This is a genomic window from Nocardioides pelophilus, from assembly GCF_014180685.1.
GTDB lineage: Bacteria > Actinomycetota > Actinomycetes > Propionibacteriales > Nocardioidaceae > Nocardioides > Nocardioides pelophilus.
This window is the reverse complement of record NZ_JACEHF010000003.1, coordinates 55,065-72,645: the sequence shown is the minus strand read 5'-3', so window position 1 is coordinate 72,645 and position 17,581 is coordinate 55,065. Positions and strand designations below refer to the sequence as shown.

15 protein-coding genes are annotated in these 17,581 nt (G+C 71.9%); 5 read left to right on the top strand and 10 right to left on the bottom strand.

Features of this window, described 5'->3' with window-relative positions; all coding sequences use genetic code 11:
• Window positions 1-1,551, bottom strand: a complete 1,551-nt coding sequence (locus H0488_RS01835) for a helicase HerA-like domain-containing protein (RefSeq protein ID WP_183097570.1) — start codon at window positions 1,549-1,551, stop codon at window positions 1-3.
• A 78-nt stretch (window positions 1,552-1,629) separates the two neighbouring features.
• Here H0488_RS01835 and H0488_RS01830 point away from each other — a divergent pair, with 78 nt between their 5' ends.
• Together H0488_RS01830 and H0488_RS23815 are read left to right on the top strand one after the other, a co-directional pair.
• On the top strand, window positions 1,630-1,926 hold the full coding sequence (locus H0488_RS01830) for a type II toxin-antitoxin system VapB family antitoxin (RefSeq protein WP_183097569.1): 297 nt from the start codon (window positions 1,630-1,632) through the stop codon (window positions 1,924-1,926).
• Between the two features lie 4 nt (window positions 1,927-1,930).
• Complete coding sequence (locus H0488_RS23815) at window positions 1,931-2,449, top strand: LytR C-terminal domain-containing protein (RefSeq protein ID WP_183097568.1); 519 nt, start codon at window positions 1,931-1,933, stop codon at window positions 2,447-2,449.
• Between the two features lie 28 nt (window positions 2,450-2,477).
• Here the strand turns inward: H0488_RS23815 and H0488_RS01820 are convergent, their stop codons facing one another.
• The gene (locus H0488_RS01820) at window positions 2,478-3,998 is read right to left on the bottom strand and encodes a potassium/proton antiporter (RefSeq protein WP_183097567.1); all 1,521 of its coding nucleotides are present in this window, start codon (window positions 3,996-3,998) and stop codon (window positions 2,478-2,480) included.
• 103 nt (window positions 3,999-4,101) lie between these two features.
• Between H0488_RS01820 and H0488_RS01815 the strand changes: the two genes are divergently transcribed.
• Window positions 4,102-5,586, top strand: coding sequence for an FAD-binding protein (locus H0488_RS01815; RefSeq protein ID WP_183097566.1), 1,485 nt, complete (start codon window positions 4,102-4,104; stop codon window positions 5,584-5,586).
• 708 nt (window positions 5,587-6,294) lie between these two features.
• Window positions 6,295-7,467, top strand: coding sequence for a pyridoxal phosphate-dependent aminotransferase (locus tag H0488_RS01810; RefSeq protein ID WP_312856167.1), 1,173 nt, complete (start codon window positions 6,295-6,297; stop codon window positions 7,465-7,467).
• 3 nt (window positions 7,468-7,470) lie between these two features.
• Here the strand turns inward: H0488_RS01810 and H0488_RS01805 are convergent, their stop codons facing one another.
• On the bottom strand, window positions 7,471-8,874 hold the full coding sequence (locus tag H0488_RS01805; RefSeq protein WP_183097565.1) for a vWA domain-containing protein: 1,404 nt from the start codon (window positions 8,872-8,874) through the stop codon (window positions 7,471-7,473).
• 5 nt (window positions 8,875-8,879) lie between these two features.
• Window positions 8,880-9,755, bottom strand: a complete 876-nt coding sequence (locus H0488_RS01800; RefSeq protein WP_246371314.1) for an AAA family ATPase — start codon at window positions 9,753-9,755, stop codon at window positions 8,880-8,882.
• A 235-nt stretch (window positions 9,756-9,990) separates the two neighbouring features.
• Between H0488_RS01800 and H0488_RS01795 the strand changes: the two genes are divergently transcribed.
• On the top strand, window positions 9,991-10,299 hold the full coding sequence (locus H0488_RS01795; protein ID WP_220794096.1) for a hypothetical protein: 309 nt from the start codon (window positions 9,991-9,993) through the stop codon (window positions 10,297-10,299).
• 32 nt (window positions 10,300-10,331) lie between these two features.
• Here the strand turns inward: H0488_RS01795 and H0488_RS01790 are convergent, their stop codons facing one another.
• From H0488_RS01790 to H0488_RS01765, 6 genes are all read right to left on the bottom strand, one after another.
• A complete protein-coding gene (locus tag H0488_RS01790; protein WP_183097562.1) occupies window positions 10,332-11,867 on the bottom strand; it encodes an FAD-dependent oxidoreductase in 1,536 nt (511 codons plus the stop codon).
• 25 nt (window positions 11,868-11,892) lie between these two features.
• Entirely contained in the window at window positions 11,893-12,858 is a 966-nt protein-coding gene (locus H0488_RS01785; protein ID WP_183097561.1) for an AurF N-oxygenase family protein, read from the bottom strand.
• A gap of 79 nt (window positions 12,859-12,937) precedes the next feature.
• Window positions 12,938-13,681, bottom strand: coding sequence for a TetR/AcrR family transcriptional regulator (locus H0488_RS01780; RefSeq protein ID WP_183097560.1), 744 nt, complete (start codon window positions 13,679-13,681; stop codon window positions 12,938-12,940).
• Window positions 13,682-13,775: 94 nt separating this feature from the next.
• Complete coding sequence (locus tag H0488_RS01775; RefSeq protein ID WP_183097559.1) at window positions 13,776-15,332, bottom strand: flavin-containing monooxygenase; 1,557 nt, start codon at window positions 15,330-15,332, stop codon at window positions 13,776-13,778.
• A 13-nt stretch (window positions 15,333-15,345) separates the two neighbouring features.
• Window positions 15,346-16,155 carry an alpha/beta fold hydrolase gene (locus H0488_RS01770; RefSeq protein WP_183097558.1) on the bottom strand — a complete coding sequence of 270 codons (810 nt, stop codon included), beginning with the start codon at window positions 16,153-16,155 and terminating at the stop codon, window positions 15,346-15,348.
• A gap of 86 nt (window positions 16,156-16,241) precedes the next feature.
• The gene (locus H0488_RS01765; RefSeq protein WP_183097557.1) at window positions 16,242-17,471 is read right to left on the bottom strand and encodes a PucR family transcriptional regulator; all 1,230 of its coding nucleotides are present in this window, start codon (window positions 17,469-17,471) and stop codon (window positions 16,242-16,244) included.
• Window positions 17,472-17,581 lie beyond the last annotated feature (110 nt).

The window sequence follows — 17,581 nt, the reverse complement described above, 5'->3', positions numbered from 1 at the left end:
CTAACGGCGGGCGGCGCCGAACATGCCGCGCACGATCTCGCGGGTCGCTGTGCGCATGAAGTCCTTGAACGCCGAGGACTTCACGACCTCCTTGACGACGCCGCCCGCCCCACCGGACGACCGGCTGGACGACTTCGATCCCTTCGGAGCCGCCTTCGCCTCGGACGCCGCCTGCTCCTCGGCCTTGCGGGCGCCCTCTTCCAGCCGCTTCGCGAGCAGCTCGCGGGCGGACTCGCGGTCCACGACCTCGGAGTACGACGCGAAGCGGGGGCTGGCCTTGACGGTGGCCTCGATCGACTCGGGCGAGCTGGGCGCCATCAACGACTCGGGGGCGCGGAGGCGCGTCCACGCGACCGGGGTCGGCGCTCCCCTCTCGCCCATCACGGTGACCACCGCCTCCCCGATGCCGAGGTTGGTGATGACCTCGCCGAGGTCGTCGTACGCGCTGTTGGGGTAGGTGTTGACGGTCGCCTTGAGCGCCTTGGCGTCGTTGGGGGTGTGCGCCCGCAGCTGGTGCTGGATCCGCGACCCCAGCTGAGCCAGCACGTCGTCGGGCACGTCCGTCGGACTCTGCGTCACGAAGAAGACCCCGACCCCCTTGGACCGGATCAGCCGCACCGTCTGCGCGATCTGGGCGAGGAACTCCTTCGACGCGTCGTCGAAGAGCAGGTGCGCCTCGTCGAAGAAGAAGACCAGCTTGGGCTTGTCGATGTCGCCGACCTCCGGCAGGTCGTGGAAGAGGTCGGCGAGGAGCCACATGAGGAACGTCGAGAAGACCGCCGGCCGGTCCTGGAGGTTCGGCAGCTCGAGCAGGGAGATCACACCGCGTCCGTCGGCTGCCGTCTGCAGCAGGTCGGCGGAGCTGAACTCGGGCTCGCCGAAGAACGCATCGGCCCCCTGGTCGGAGAACGCGATCAGCTCCCGGAGGATCACACCGGCCGTCGCGGAGGACAGGCCGCCGAGCGCCTTGAGCTCGGGCTTGCCCTCCTCGCTGGTCAGGTGCTGGACCACCGCACGGAGGTCGGCGAGGTCGAGCAGCGGCAGGCCCTGCTTGTCGGCGTAGTGGAACACCAGGCCGAGGCTGGACTCCTGGGTCTCGTTGAGACCGAGCACCCGGCTGAGCAGGAGCGGTCCGAAGGCGGAGACGGTGACCCGGATGGGGATGCCGGTGCCCTCGCCGCCGATCGCGTAGTACTCGACCGGGAAGCCGGTCGCCGTCCACTCCTGACCGACCGACGTCGCCCGGGCGGTGATCTTGTCCGCGACCTGGCCCGGGGTCGCGAGGCCGGACAGGTCGCCCTTGATGTCGGCGGCGAAGACCGCGACGCCGGCGGTGCTGAGCTGCTCCGCGAGCAGCTGGAGGGTCTTGGTCTTGCCGGTGCCGGTCGCGCCCGCCACCAGGCCGTGCCGGTTGAGCATCGCCAGCGGGATCCTGATCCGGGTGCCGGTCAGCGTGTCCGCGTCGGCCATGAGACCGCCGAGCTCGAGGGCCGGGCCCTCGAACGTGTAACCGGGTCCGACCTGTGCCTCGAGCGAGGTCTCCTCCGTCATGGCCGGAACTGTAGGAGCAACCGGCCGCCGCCGATACTCCCCCGGCCGCTCTGGGGTGGCGCCTTAGACTCATGTCCCGTGATCTTCAAGCGCGTCGGGACGGACCGTCCGTACCCGGAGCACGGCCTGGGCTCGCGGGAGTGGGCCTCCGTGCCGCCGCGCCAGGTGCGCCTCGACGAGCTGGTCACGACCAAGGACACGTTGCAGCTCGCCGCCCTGCTCGACGAGGACTCGACGTTCTTCGGCGACCTCTTCGCCCACGTCGTGCTCTGGCGCGACGAGCTCTACCTGGAGGACGGGCTGCACCGTGCGCTCCGGGCGGCGCTCCAGCAGCGGAACGTCCTGCACGCCCGCGTGATCAGGGTGGAAGACTGACGGCGTGGACGCAAAGGCAACGACCCGGTCGGCGGTGACTCTCGCGGTGCTCGCCCTGGTGTTCGTGATCGGCGTGGCCTGGGCGTGGTCGTCGGTGACGGAGCCGTTTCCCGAGGCGGAGGAGCAGCCGGCCTGCATCGAGACGCCGGTCGCGGCCGGCGACCGGGTCACGCCCGGTTTGGTGCACGTCAACGTGCTCAACGCCAGCGGCACCGACGGCCTGGCGAGCGAGACCATGGAGGCGCTCGCGCGCCGCGGCTTCGCGGAGGGCGCGACGGGCAACGCCGCGGCCCCCACCGGAGAGATGGGCGCCGTGATCTGGACCGACGACCCGGACGGCGCGGCCGCCAAGCTGCTGCAGTCCTACTTCGTGAGCGCCCAGATCGTCGAGCAGGCGACCGCGGAGCCCGGGATCACCGTGGTCGTCGGCGAGGGGTTCCCCGGCATCAAGGCCGGCCGCAAGGGCGTCAAGGCCGAGACCGACGGCTTCGTGTGCAGCCCGCCCGACCTGGTCGCGTCGTGAGCCTCGGGCGCTAGCGTCCGGTCGCGGTTCAGCGAGCGCGCTCGTCGTCGTTCGAGTCGGCACCGAGCCACTGGGCGAGCCGCCCTCCGGCGCTCACCTGGCGGAGGCGCCGCTCCGTCGCCTCCCGCAGCTTGTGCGGCGTGACGATGAGCATCTCGTCGCCGTGTCGCAGCACGGTGCGGCGCTCGGGCACCAGGGTCTGCCCCTCGCGCACGATCAGCGTGACCGAGGCACCCTCCGGCAGCCGCAGCTCGCCGATCTCGACGCCGTGCAGGCGCGACCGCGGACTGATCGCGACCTGGATCATGTCGGCCGCGACCCGGCCGAGCGGGGCCACCTCGAGTTCGATGTCGCGCGGTTCGGACCGCCGAGCGACCCGCAGCACCTTCGCCACCCACGGGAGCGTGGGACCGGTGAGGACGGTGTCGATGACGACCAGCACGAACACGATGTCGAAGAGCAGGTCGGCCTGGTCGACCTCGGCGGCGAGCGGGATCGTGGCCAGGACGATCGGCACCGCCCCCCGCAGGCCGGCCCACGAGACGAAGGTCAGCTCCTGCCACGACATCCGTTGGACCAGCGAGCTCACCAGCACCGACAGCGGCCGCGCGAGCGCGGTCAGGATGAAGCCGGCTCCGATCGCCATCGCCAGGGTCTCCCAGGTGATCCGTGACGGCGACAGGAGGAGGCCGAGCATGACGAACAGCCCGATCTGCGCGAGCCACGCGAGCCCCTCGGAGAAGGACCTCGTGACGGTGCGGTGCGGGAGATCGGTGTTGCCGAGCACGAGCGCGGCGACGTACACCGCGGCGAAGCCGCTGGCGTGGACAGCGGCCGCGGCGCCGTACCCGAGCATCGCCAGGCAGAGCACGGCGATCGGGTAGAGGCCGGACGCCGGGAGGGCTGCGCGGCGCATGATCCACGCCCCGCCGAAGCCGGCGCCGAGACCGATCAGGACGCCGGCGGCCAGCTCGAAGACGATGATCCCGGCCAGGGCGAACGGGCCGTGGTCGGCCGCGGCGCCGCTGGAGATCAGGGTGACCAGCACGACCGTCGGGGCGTCGTTGAAGCCGGACTCGGCCTCGAGGGCACCCGTGATCCGGCGCGGCAGGGGCACCACGCGGATCACGGAGAAGACCGCGGCGGCGTCGGTCGGCGAGGTAACTGCGCCGAGCAGGACGGCGAGCTCCCACGGCAGGCCGAGGAGGTAGTGGGCGCCCACCGCGACCACGCCGACCGACACCGTCACGCCGATCGTCGCGAGCGCCACGCCGAGCCGGACCGAGCCCCGGGTCTCGCGCCAGTTCGTCGTCAGACCACCCTCGGCCAGGATCACCGCGAGCGCACCGAACCCGAGGGCGTGCGCGAGCTCGGCGTTGTCGAACCCGATGCCGATCACGGACTCGCCCAGGAGGACGCCCATCAGCAGGTAGACGAGGAGGCTCGGCAGGCCGGCGCGCGAGGAGACGCGCACCGCGAGCACGGCGAACAGCGTGACCGCGGACCCCACCAGCAGAAACGTGTCGAGCTGGTGGACGTCGAAAGTCATCTCACCTCGGCTGGCCTGGTCGGGGCGGCGGATTCGCAGTCTAGTGCGTCCGCCTCCCGCCGCACGGGTCGCCCCAAACTGGAACGTGTTCTACATTTGTCCCATGACCGAGCCTGCCGGACTGGCCATCCCCGCCACCGTCCCCGCCCACGACGTCCCCGCGGACGCCCCGACCTTCGACGTGGTCGTGGTCGGCTTTGGCATCGCCGGAGGTTGCGCGGCGCTCGAGGCGGCGCGCGACGGCGCTCGGGTGCTGCTGCTGGAGAAGGCCGCGATCCACGGCGGTACGTCGAGCATGTCGGGCGGCCACTTCTACCTCGGCGGCGGCACCGCCGTGCAGCAGGCGACGGGCCACGAGGACTCCGTCGACGCGATGACGCGCTACCTGATGGCCAGCACCAAGGACCCCGACGAGCAGAAGATCCGCGCCTACTGCGAGGGATCGGTCGAGCACTTCGACTGGCTCGAGGCGCTGGGGTTCCAGTTCGAGCGGTCGTACTTCCCCGGCAAGGCGGTCATCCAGCCGGGCACCGAGGGCCTGATGTACACCGGCAACGAGAAGGTGTGGCCGTTCCGCGAGGAGATCCCACCCGCCCCGCGGGGGCACAAGGTGCCCGTGCCCGGTGACACCGAGGGCACCAAGATCGTGATGGACCTGCTCCGCGACCGGGTCGAGGAGGCCGGGGTCGAGGTCTGGTTCGAGACCGGCGCGACCAACCTCGTCGTCGACGACGACGGCGCGGTGACCGGCCTCGCCTGGAAGAAGTTCGACGAGACCGGTGTCGTCCGCGCCGGTGCCGTCGTCATCGCCGCCGGCGGCTACGTCATGAACAACGACATGCTGGACCGCTACACACCGGCGATGCGGCACAAGCTCTTCGTCCTGGGCGGGACCTACGACGACGGGCTCGGGATTCGTCTCGGCCAGTCGGTCGGTGCCGCGCTGGAGAACATGGACGAGCCGTTCATCACCGCCCCGTTCTACCCGCCGTCATCGCTGGTGAAGGGCCTGATCGTCAACAAGCTCGGCCAGCGGTTCGTCGCGGAGGACAGCTACCACGCGCGGACGTCGTACTTCGTGCTGCAGCAGCCCGACTCCGCGGCGTACCTCATCGCCGACAGCGACCACATGGAGGAGCAGCGGATGCCGCTGGTCCCGCTCAAGGACGGCTACGAGACGATCGAGGAGATGGAGGCGGCGCTCGAACTGCCCGAGGGCTCGCTGGTCGCGACCATGGCTCGCTACAACGAGTACGCCGCCCGCGGCGAGGACCCCGACTTCCACAAGCACCCCGACTGGCTGGCTCCGCAGACCACCGGACCCTGGGGCGTCTACGACCTCACCCTCGGCACCGCGCTGTACGCCGGGTTCACCCTCGGCGGCGTGCGCACCGGCCTCGACGGCGAGGTGCTGCGCGAGGACCGGACCGCGATCCCCGGCCTCTACGCCGCCGGCGCCTGCGCCTCCAACATCGCGCAGGACGGCGCCGGTTACTGCTCCGGCACCCAGCTCGGCGAGGGCTCCTTCTTCGGCCGCCGGGCGGGCAAGGCCGCCGCGCGCCGGTCCGTCGACGTCGTCGCTGGCTGACCCGCGCGGCCGCCCGACGTCGTCGCTGGTTGAGGTGCGAGGCCGCCCGCGGCCGAGCCTCGAAACCACCGACAACTCCCCAACCCCGGGCCTCCGGTGGTCGAGGAGGTCGCGCAGCGACCGTCACGAGACCCCCTGGCATGCCCGAGGCGCGCCAGAGCAGGTTCAGGTGTGCGAGCGCCCTGTCCGGTGGTCGAGGAGGTCGCGCAGCGACCGTCACGAGACCCCCGGGCATGCCCGAGGCGCCAGAGCAGGTTCAGGTGCGCGAGCGCGCTGTCCGGTGGTCGAGGAGGTCGCGCAGCGACCGTCACGAGATCCCCGGGCATGCCCGGGGCGCCAGAGCAGGTTCAGGTGCGCGAGCGCGCTGTCCGGTGGTCGAGGAGGTCGCGCAGCGACCGTCACGAGACCCCCGGGCATGCCCGCGGCGCGCCAGAGCAGGTTCAGGTGTGCGAGCGCGCTGTCCGGTGGTCGAGGAGGTCGCGCAGCGACCGTCACGAGACCCCCGGGCATGCCCGCGGCGCGCCAGAGCAGGTTCAGGCGTGCGGGCGCCTTGGTTTCGAGGCTCGCTGCGCTCGCACCTCAACCAGCGGCCGCCCGACGACCCCACACCCGCCTTGGTTTCGAGGCTCGCTGCGCTCGCACCTCAACCAGCGGCGGGCTGTGCTTGCGCTCGCACCTCGACCTGCGACGCACTGACACAATCGGCCTGTGACCTCCCGCCTGGCGGCCGCGCAACGCGCGAACGTGCCGCCGTTCCACGTGATGGACCTGCTCGCGCTGTCCGCCGAGCGGCAGCGCACGCACGGCGACCTGGTCAACCTGCTCGCGGGCCAGCCCAGCAGCGGGGCGCCGCAGCCGGTCAACGCGGAGGCGGTGCGGCTGCTCGGCTCGGGCGACCCGCTCGGCTACACGCCGGCGATCGGGATCGTGGAGCTGCGGGCGGCGATCGCCGACCACCACCGGCGCCGCTACGGGATCGACGTCTCCGCCGACGACGTGGTGGTGACGACCGGCTCGAGCGGCGGCTTCCTGCTCGCGTTCCTCGCGGCCTTCGACGCCGGCGACCGGGTGGCGATCGCCCGGCCGGGCTACCCCTGCTACCGCAACGTGCTGGCAGCGCTCGGCTGCGAGGTGGTCGAGATCGCGACCGGGCCGGAGACCCGCTTCCAGCCGACCGTCGAGCAGCTCGCCGAGCTCCACGCCGCCGGTCCGATCGCCGGCCTGGTGGTCGCCAGCCCGGCCAACCCGACCGGCACCATGCTGCTGCCCGACGAGCTGGCGGCGATCGCGCGCTGGTGTGAAGAGACCGGCGTGCAGCTGATCTCCGACGAGATCTACCACGGGATCGAGTACGGCGAGCCGACGCTCAGCCGCTCCGCCTGGGAGACCAGCCGCGAGGCGATCGTGTTCGGCTCGTTCTCGAAGTACTTCTCGATGACCGGCTGGCGGCTCGGCTGGATGCTCACCCCCGCCCGGCTGACCCGGTCGGTCGACGTCCTCACCGGCAACTTCAGCATCTGCCCGCCCGTGCTCGCGCAACGCGCGGCATTGGCCGCGTTCGACGCGGCGTCGTACGCCGAGCTCGACGGTCACGTGCGCCGCTACGCCGGCAACCGGGAGCTCCTCCTCGCCGGCCTGGAGCGGCTCGGCATCGACCGGCTCGCTCCTGCCGACGGCGCGTTCTACGCGTACGCCGACGTCGGCCACCTCACCGACGACTCGATGGCCTTCGCGCGCGACCTGCTGGCACGGACCGGTGTCGCGGTCGCCAGCGGCATCGACTTCGACACCGCGGAGGGCGGCCGCTTCCTGCGCTTCAGCTTCGCCGGCACCGCCGCCGACATCGAGACCGCGCTGGACCGGCTGGACGGCGCCCTGTAGCCGTCAGTGCGCGAGGTCGTGGATGAACTCCTGCAGCTGGGTGAGGTTGCGGCACTCCACCATCGACACGATCTCGCGGTAGGTCCTGGCGGCCGAGTCGCCGGCGCCCCAGCTGCTCTCGGGCTCCGGGTTGAGCCAGTACGACCGCCGGACCGCCCCGGCCAGCCGGCGGAGGGTGGCGTCCTCGAGGTCGCTGTAGTTGCTGCGGGCGTCGCCGAGGATCAGCAGGGTCGTCTTCGGTCCCAGCGCGTCGGCGTGCTTCTCCTCGAACTTCGCGAATGCGCGACCGTAGTTGGTGCGACCCCACAGCGCGGCATGGCTGCTCGCGGCCGCGAGCTTCTCCATCACCTCGACCGGGTCGGCGCCCGGCTGCAGGTGCTCGGTCACCTCGTGCACGTGGTCGATGAACGTGAACGCGCGCATGCTCTGGAACACCTCGCGCAGCGCGAACACGAAGAGCAGCGTGAACTGGGCGAAGTTGGCCACCGAGCCGCTGACGTCGCAGAGCACGACCAGGTCCGTGCGGTGCGGTCGCTTGGGCCGGTGGTGGGTGGTGAGCGGGACGCCTCCGGTCGCGATCGACGCGCGGACGGTACGGCGGAAGTCGAGCGCACCCCGGCGGCGGGCGTGGTGCTCCTTGGTCAGCCGGGTCGCGAGGCGGCGGGCGAGCGGGAAGACCTCCCGGCGCATCTCCTCCAGGTCGGTCCGCCGGGCCGCGGTGAACGCGAGCTTGTCGATGCTCGGCCGGATCGCGACATCGGCGACGTGGTCGGGCCCCTTCTCCTCGGCGATCCGGCGCCGGGCGTCGTCCTCGACCATGGTCGTGAACGCACCGACCCGGCGGTTGGCGAGGCGTCGTACCTCGGTCTCGCGGGCCTCGTCGTCACCGTCGCCGAGCAGCCCGGCCACGATCCGGTCGATCAGGCCCTGCGGCGCGACCCGCTGCAGGGCCGTGTAGGCCGACCACGACGACAACCCCGGACCGCGGCCGGGCATCGCCCCGAACGTCCCGACCATCTGCGCGGCGAGCTGCCGCAGCTGCTGCTCGTCGCCGCTCTCGAGCGCCTCGGCGAGCTGGTCGCGGAACGCCTGCAGCGCCGCGGCGTTGTCGCGGACCCCCGCCTCGTCCGCGCTCGTCCCCTCCTCACCGCCGGCCCGCACCCCGTCGCCGACCAGCGCCGGGAAGTAGACGTCGAAGAGCGCGTCGAAGGTGGTGCGCTGCGCCTGCTTCTTCAGCAGGGTCGCGGCGAGCACGTCGCGCACGTGCGACCGGTCGCCCCAGCCCACGGCACCGAGCGCGGCGACCGAGTCGAGGTCCTCGGCCAGCGACACCGACAGGCCGGCGCCCCGGAGCGCCTCGATGAAGGAGAGGTGTCGGTCCAGCAGGCCGGAGGTCTCACGCGTCATGGCCGTCACGCCCGCTTCAGGCGGAGCTCCTTGACGGCGCGGTCCTGGTCGGAGGCGTGCTTGAGCACGGCACCCAGGGTGTCGGCGATCGCCTTCTCGTCGAGGTCGCGGATCTCCAGCGCGATCAGGGTGCGCGCCCAGTCGACCGACTCGGCGATCGAGGGCGCCTTCTTGAGCTCGAGGTCACGGAGCTTGCCCACCGTGGCGACGAGCTGCTCGGCGATCCGGTCGTCGAGGTCGGGCACCTGCGCCTGCAGGATCGCCCGCTCCCGCTCGGCGTCGGGGTAGTCGAGGTGGAGGTACAGGCAGCGCCGCTTGACCGCCTCGGAGAGCTCGCGGCTCGCGTTCGAGGTGAGGACGACGTACGGCCGGCGGGTCGCCGCCACCGTGCCCAGCTCGGGGATCGTCACCTGGAAGTCCGAGAGCACCTCGAGCAGCAGGCCCTCGACCTCGACGTCGGTCTTGTCGACCTCGTCGATCAGCAGCACCGTCGGCTCGTCGCGTCGGATGGCGGCGAGCAGCGGCCGGGTCAGCAGGAACTCCTCGGTGAAGATGTCGTCGTGGGTCTTGTCCCAGTCGACGCCGTCCCCGGACCCGGTCTGCGCCTGGATCCGCAGCAGCTGCTTCTTGTAGTTCCACTCGTAGAGGGCCCGGGCCTCGTCGAGCCCCTCGTAGCACTGCAACCGCACCAGGTCGGCCCCGGTGGCGCGGGCGACGGCCTTGGCGAGCTCGGTCTTGCCGACGCCGGCCGGGCCCTCGAGCAGCAGCGGCTTCTCCAGCGCACCCGCCAGGAAGGCGGTCGTGGCGGTCGCCGCGTCCGCGAGGTAGCCCGCCTTCGTCAGCTGTGCTGCGGCGTGCGACGGCGAGGAGAACCAGGTCATGCGGCCCATCCTGCCCGACGTTCAGCGACGCAGGTCCCCCCGAGTCCGGGCACGAAGGGTCGTGACCCGATCCGGTCCTGATCGTTGAGGTGGCATCGACCGGCATCGGGGCCCGGTTCGGACCTCCTCGGCCATAACCCGGCCAGTCGCTGACGCATTTTTGTGAAGGGGAACGACGTTGGACGCTGTCCGCATCTCATGGCTGCGCACCGCTGTCATGTCGTTCCGTACGGCGATGACGGCTGCCGCTCTCACGCTGCTGATGGGGCTCGGCGCGGCCAGCTTCCTCGACTCGCCGGAGCCGCCCGCCGACCACCTGGGCCTGTCCGTGCAGGACGAGGCCACGAGCCGGCTGCTCGAGCGCAACAACTGCTCGACCACCGGTTTCGAGCCCGACGTCATCCCGTCGGCGGCGGTGATCCGCGACCGTGCGGGGCGCGCCAAGGTGGTGTCGTTCGACCACGGCTGGGCCGTGTTCAACAACGAGCGACCGGGCGAGCTGGTCGCGGTCTGCCTCGGTCGCCCGACCTCCGCGCGCCGCTGACCGTCCCGCGGGCACCCTCCCCCGCCGGCCGGTCAGCCGGCCGCGACGGCCCGCATCGCGGCGGTGTCGGTCAGCTTGACCCGCACCCGGTCGGTCGCGCGCCCGGCCGTGCGCTCGTGCTCGTCGATGGCCCGCCAGCCGGCGAGGTCGACCGGCGCAGTCGGGCGCGGCCGCGTCGGAGGTGACAGCCGGCCGGCGTCCAGGTCCTCGAACACCCGGGCGGCGGTCTCCTCCGCGCAGGACCGGTTGGTCCCGATGAAGCCGCGCGGGCCGCGCTTGATCCAGCCGGCGACGTACACCCCCGGCTCGACCCGGCCCTGGTCGCTCGGCACCCGGCCCGCCTGGTGGTCGAACGGCAGCCCCTCGACCGGCCGTGCCCGGTAGCCGATCGCCGCGACGACGGCGCCGGCTGCGATCTCCTCGGTGGCGCCGTCGCGGCTGACCGCCATCCCCTGTACGTGGCCGGCGCCGAGGACCTCGACCGGCGTGGTGCGGAAGCGCAGCACGATCCGCCGCCGCCCCTCGGTCGCCTGCCGCTCGGCGAGCGCCGCCAGCACCTTGGTCTTCTCGGTGGTCGCCTCGACGGGGCCGCCGGCGTCGACGACGACGTCGACCTCGGTCAGGCCCGCGAGGCCGACCAGCTCGGGCAGCGAGAACGCCGCGTCCGCGGGGCCGCGGCGCCCGAGCACGACGACCTCGCGGACCGCGCTGCCCCGCAGCGCGGCGAGCGCGTGGTCGGCGATGTCGGTCCGCGCCAACCGGTCGGGATCCGCGGTGAGGATCCGCGCCACGTCGAGGGCGACGTTGCCGTTGCCGACGACGAGCACCCGCTCGGCGTCGAGCGAGATGGGCAGCTCGCGGTGGTCGGGATGGCCGTTGTACCAGGCGACGACGTCGGTCGCGGTCACGCAGTCGGCCAGGTCGCTGCCCGGCAGGTCCAGGGTGCGGCCGGTCCCCGACCCGCTCGCGTGCACCACGGCGTCGTACGCCGCGCGCAGCTCCTCGTGCGTGATGTCGGTGCCGACCTCCACGCCGAGCACGTAGCGGAAGCCGGCCTGGTCCTCGATCCGCTCGAACAGCCGGGTGACGTCCTTGGTGCGGGCGTGGTCCGGGGCGACGCCCGCCCGCACCAGGCCGTACGGCGTCGGCAGCCGGTCGAAGACGTCGACCTCGATGTTGTCCTGGCGGAGCAGCTCGTCGGCGGTGAACAGTCCCGCCGGGCCGGCGCCCACGACGGCCACCCGCACCGGTCGGCGCGCGGTCACCTTCGGCAGCGGCCGGACGGGAGCGAGCGGCGGCCGGTCGTCGTGGGGGTGCTCGCGGTAGTAGGCGGCGTTCAGCTCGAGGAACGGGAGCTCGTGCTCGCCCAGCGCCGTGTGCGGCACGACCGCGCCGACGGGACATGCGGTCGTGCACGCGCCGCAGTCCATGCAGGCGACCGGGTCGACGTAGAGCATCTCCGCCTCGGCGAACCCAGGCTCCCCGGGCGCGGGGTGGATGCAGTTGACCGGGCACGCGGTGACGCACGAGGCGTCGCTGCAGCAGGACTGGGTGACGACGTAGGTCATGAGAGCTCCTTCGGGTCGCGGCGGCTCAGGCCGCGGCGCGCACCGGTTCGCTGCGGTAGCGCGAGGTCGGGCCGGCGATGCCGAGCAGCTTCCAGACCCGGCGCGAGACGGGGTTCATCAGGCCGGTCTCCTCGGCGAGGGCACGGACGTCGCCGAAGAAGTCGCGCAGCATCCGCTGCGCGTCGTCGCTGCGCCAGTAGGCGTCCTTGACGACCTTCCGCGGCACGCCCATGTCGGTCGTGAGCTCCTTGCCGGGCACCACGATCAGGTCGCAGGCGACCCGCATCGTGATCGGGTAGAGCACCGACAGCAGCGCCGTGCGGACCGGGCCGAGCTCGGGCACCCGCTGCTGGAGGTACTCGTGCGCGAAGGAGATGTGGCGCGCCTCCTCCGCGACGTGGATCTGCATGATCCGCTCGAGGAGCGGGTGCAGCTCGTCGCTCGAGCGCAGGATCGACTTCTGGATGTGGTCGATCGGCTCCTCGCCGGCGAGCACCATCGTGAAGAACCACTCCGGGAAGATCGAGGCGACCCAGGGGATGACCGGGCTGGCGGCCCGGATCAGCAGCCGCATGCCGGGCACGTCGGCACCCGAGCGGTTGACGAACTCCTGGAACATCTGGGTGTGGTGGGTCTCCTCGGTCGCCTCGTGGGTGAGGTAGCGGAACTCCGGCGAGCCGTTGGGGAGCGAGAAGACGTACTGCATGATCCCGCGGATCAGGATGTTCTCGAACTGCAGGCCGACCTTGGCGACGTTGGCCTGGCGCCACAGCCCGATCTCGATCCGACGCTCCTCCGGTAGCGCCTGGTACCACGGGTGCGCACCGAGCGCGTCGACCGTGGGCAGCGACCACCGCGGGTCGGTCTTGTCGATGGCGTACGCCGGGTCGTCCCACGGGATGTCGACGAACGCGTCGAAGCTGCGGCGCACGGACCCCTCGGACAGGGTGTGCAGGGTGTCGTCGTAGCTCAGGGCTGGCGCTGCGGTCATGACTCCTCCTGGAGTTATCTGTACAGGCTGTGCAGGGTATTTGGAGATGGGTGTGCGAAGCCGGGGCGTTGCCGCGCGACTACTTGTCGGGAGAGGGGGAGACGGCGAGCTGGTCGAGCGGGACCGTCGGGTCGATGACGACGCCGAGCTCGCGGGCCTGACCGTCGATCTGGAACCAGATCCACCGGCTCAGCTGCGCGGTGAGCGCCCGGGTGCTCAGGGTCCGCACGGGACGGCGTACCCACTGGTTGACACTGCCGCGGACCTGCCCGATGAGGCCGACGACGAGCAGCTCGAGCATGGCCGTCTGGTCGTCGTCGAGGACGGTGCCGAAGAGGGACGACGCCGCCGACAGCAGCGTCGTGAGGTCACGGCTCAGCTCGTCGATGGCGCGGTCGAGCTCACCCGGCTGGCCGTCGCCGAGCTCGCGCTCGGCCATGTCGTGCAGCTGGGGGTGGGCACCGACCCACTCGACGTACGAGCCGACGATGCTGCGGACGATCTGGTCGGTGCTGCCGCTCAGCTCGAGGGTCGCGTTGAGCTCGCTGCGGACCATGCCCACGACGTGCAGCTGGACGGCCCGGTTGAGGTCGGCCCGGCTCTTGAACAGCCGGTAGACGACCGTGCGCACCAGGCCGGCCCGCTCGGCGATCTGCTGCACGTGCAGCTCGGTGCCGGACGGGTGCTCCTCGAGCAGGTCGACGGCGGCCTGCAGCACCTGCTGCCGGCGCTCCTCGTTGTGGTTCTCCCACCGCAGCTGGCGCCCGTCGATCCGCGGCACCCGCGGCATGTCGATCCGCGGGACCCGGGGCACGTGCGGCATGGCTCGCACTGTAGTCGCGCGAGCCCCCGAGACCACGCGTCCGGCGAGGCCCTGCGGCGCGAGCCCGCCGGCCGGCATCTCTTCGATGATCGGGTCAGCCGACACCGGCACCGACCCCGTCACCTGAGGCGGCCGGCGCGGCGGCCGGCGCCGGGCCGTCGGAGAACTTCAGCTCCGGCGTCGCGATCCTCGCCCGCCGCAGCACGGGAGCGTCGCGGAAGTAGTCGTTGCGGATCTTCCACGGCGCCTTCTTGCCCTGCCGCGGCATGATCGCGTCGCCGCGCTGGATGTAGCCCGACCGCATCGAGTCGCCCATCATCGACACCTCGTCGCGGTCGTCCGCGGCGGCGACCGGGACCACCTGGGTGTGCCCGTTCGCGTCCATGTGGTTGATGAGCCGGCAGAAGTACTCGCTGGCGAGGTCGGCCTTCAGCGTCCAGGACGCGTTGGTGTAGCCGATGACGAACAGCGCGTTCGGGACGCCCTCCATCAGCACGCCCTTGTAGAGCAGCTGGTCACGGGTGTTGATGCGCTGACCGTCGACCTCGACCTCGGCGCCGCCCGCGAGCTGGATCTGCAGGCCGGTCGCCGAGACGACGATGTCGGCCGGCAGCTCCTCGCCGGACTTCAGCTTGATCCCGGTCGCGGTGAAGTGGTCGATGTGATCGGTCACGATCGACGCCTGACCGCGCCGCAGCACCCGGAACAGGTCGCCGTTGGGGACGACGCACAGCCGCTCGTCCCACGGGTCGTACGACGGCGTGAAGTGCTTCATGTCCACGTCGGGGCCGAGCTGCGCCCGGATCGCGGCCAGCAGCACCTTGCGCGCGAGCGCCGGCTGCTTGCGGCACAGCTTGTAGATCGCCTGCTGCAGCACGATGTTGCGGGTGCGCCCGCTCCGGTACACCGCGTTCACGGGCACCCGCAGCTTCGACAGCGGGACCGCGACGGGGTCGTGCGCCGGCACGGCCATGATGTACGACGGCGAGCGCTGCAGCATCGTGACGTGGCCCGCGGCCCCCTCGCCGGTCGACATCGCCGGGATCAGGGTGATCGCGGTCGCCCCGCTGCCGATCACCACGACCTGCTTGCCGGCGTAGTCGAGGTCCTCGGGCCAGAACTGCGGGTGCACGATCTGTCCGCCGGCCGCACGGAAGTCCTCCTGGCCCGGGAAGGTCGGGGCGTAGCCCTCGTCGTAGTTGTAGTAGCCACTGGCGCCGACCAGGAACTGCGCCGAGTAGACCTCGCGCTCGCCGTCGACCTCCGCCTCGACCGTCCACCGGCCGGTCTCGGACGACCAGCTCGCCTTGACGACCCGCCGACCGAACCGGATGTGCTCGGTGACGCCGTACTCGGTGGCCGTCTCCTCGACGTACTGCTTGATGTGCGGACCGTCGGCCAGCACCTTGGTGCCGACCCACGGCCGGAAGTTGTAGCCGAAGGTGAGCATGTCCGAGTCGGACCGGATGCCGGGGTACCGGAACAGGTCCCAGGTGCCGCCGATCGCGTCGCGGCGCTCGAGGACGGCGAAGGTCTTGCCCTTGGTCTCGCGGACCAGGTGGCAGGCGGCCCCGATGCCGGAGAGGCCGGCACCGACGATGAGGACGTCGAGCTCGGTGGGCCCGGTGGACTCGGTCTGGTTCACGGACATGGTCACTCCCGGGTCAGGCGACGTGCGCGGTGATCGAGCGCAGGCCCTGCGAGGAACCCTGCAGCAGGACGTCGACGACGCGGTCGACGTCGTCGGACATCGGGACGTGGCCACTGCCGTCGAGCCAGATGTGCTCGGCGTCGGGGAGCTGGCGACGGGCGCGACCGGCCTGGTAGGGCAGGAGCACCCGGTCCTTGTCGCCCCACGCGATCGTCACCGGGATGTCGGCGTGGATCTCGCCCTCGAAGGGCACCCCGCCCTTGATGATCCGGCGCAGTGCGTCGCGCGCGGCGAGCATGCTGTTCAGATCACCGAGGACCCGCTCGGCGTCGAGCCGGTGGCCGTGGACCATGAGCGAGGAGAGCATCAGCCGGCGCCCGTGGTGGGACCGGGCGAGGTGCGCCGCGACCGGCGAGCTGAGCTGGGCCGCGGCCAGCAGTACGGCGAAGTGGGCGCGGATGTAGGCGAAGTCGAGGTCGTTCTTCCAGAAGCCCGCAGGTGCGAGCGCGGTCGCGCTGCTCACCAGGCCGTCGGCGGCCGCCTCGAGGGCGATCCGGCCGCCGAGCGAGTTGCCGGCGATGTGCGGCTGCTCGAGGTCGAGCTCGGCGAAGAAGTCGATGAGGTGCTCCTGGAGCACGTCCTTGACCGGACGTCCGTCGCTCGGGAGGTCGGGGGACTCGCCGTGGCCGGGGAGGTCGAAGAGGATGACCTCGCGGTGCTCGGCCAGCCGCTCCGCCACGGGGTACCACGCCTGCCGCCGGTGGCTGATCCCGTGCACCAGCACGAGGGGCTCTCCCGATCCGAATCGCTCGTAAGCCAGCATCCGCTCGACCACCTCACCCGGGCAACGCTGCCCATAGTTAGCTGTACACGCTGTACAGATATAAGTGAGATGTCTACCGGTTGAACCTACTGGCGGCGAGGTTTTGTGATCCAGGCCACGTGCGTGTCGGCGCACAACAGGGCCAGCTCGAGCTCGCGCCGGCGCTCGGTGATCGGGTGGCCGAGCAGGCCCTCCGCCTGGTGCAGCCGGTAGCGCACGGTGTTGCGGTGGATGGCCAGCCGGGCGGCGGCGCCCTCCATCCCCACCTCGAGGTAGGCCAGAGCGGTGGCGCGGAGCCGCGCGGTCGCGGCGTCGTCGGCCGCCAGGTCACCGAGCTCGCGGCGTACGAACGTCTCCATCGCCGACCGGTCGCGCGACAGCAGCGAGACCACCTCCACGTCGGCGTAGGCCACGAGCGGGTCGGGCAGCACGTCCGCCAGGGCGCGGGCGGCCACCGCCTCGCGGTGCGAGTCCCGGAAGCCGGCCACGCCGGGGGCGGTGACGCCGACCGCGACCCGGACGCCGGGCGTCACCTCCGCGCTCCACCCGCCGGCATCGGGCGGCCGGTCGGTCGCGAGCCAGGCCCAGACCTCCGCCGGCCCGGCCTGCAGGACGAGCGGCCGGGGCGCCGCGCACCGCGCCGCGAGCCGGGCCGCCTCCGCCTCCAGCCGCGGGACGGCGTCCCCGTCGGCCCGGGCGTCGGCCTCCCAGAGCACGAGCGCGGTCTGGTGCCGTCGCAGCGAGTGGCCGAGGTCCCGCCCCGCCTCGTCGATGTCGACGCGGTCGCCGTCGAGGATGCTCGCGACCAGCTGGGTACGACGGGTCAGCGCGCTGCGCAGCCAGCGCTCGCGCTCCTCGCCGTACGCCCCGATCAGCTGCTCGACCGAGTGGGCGAACCACTCGATCGCCTGCCCCCACACGGTGACCAGCGCGCCGGTGACCTGCGCGGGCGCCAGGGCGGCGTCCTTCGCGACCGAGGTCACGTAGGCGAGCGCCGCCTGCTGGCCGGAGCGGTAGACCTCGAGGAGCGAGGCGAGCTCGACGCCGCGGGCCGCGAACTCCCGCGCCAGCAGGAACGCCTCGTCGGGCGGACGCAGCTCGCCCGGGTTGACCAGGTGGGTGACGAAGGACCGCAGCTGGGCGCGGGTGCTGGCGTCCAGGGCCGCGCGCAGGTCGGGGTCGCGGGCGATGACGGCGACCTGGGCCGCGATCTGCTCGTCGAGCAGCCGCACCACCCGGTCGACCTCCTCCGAGGCCAGGCTCTCGACGGCGAACGTCCGGATCCACGCGGCGACGGCTTCGTCAGGTTGCTCCACCCCTCGATTGTGCGCCATGCACAGTCGGGGGCGATGGGATTGGGCGAGATCAGCCTTCCCCAGCCTCGGCGTTGTTCGGCACGATCGGAGGCGATCCGACCCCGTGCACC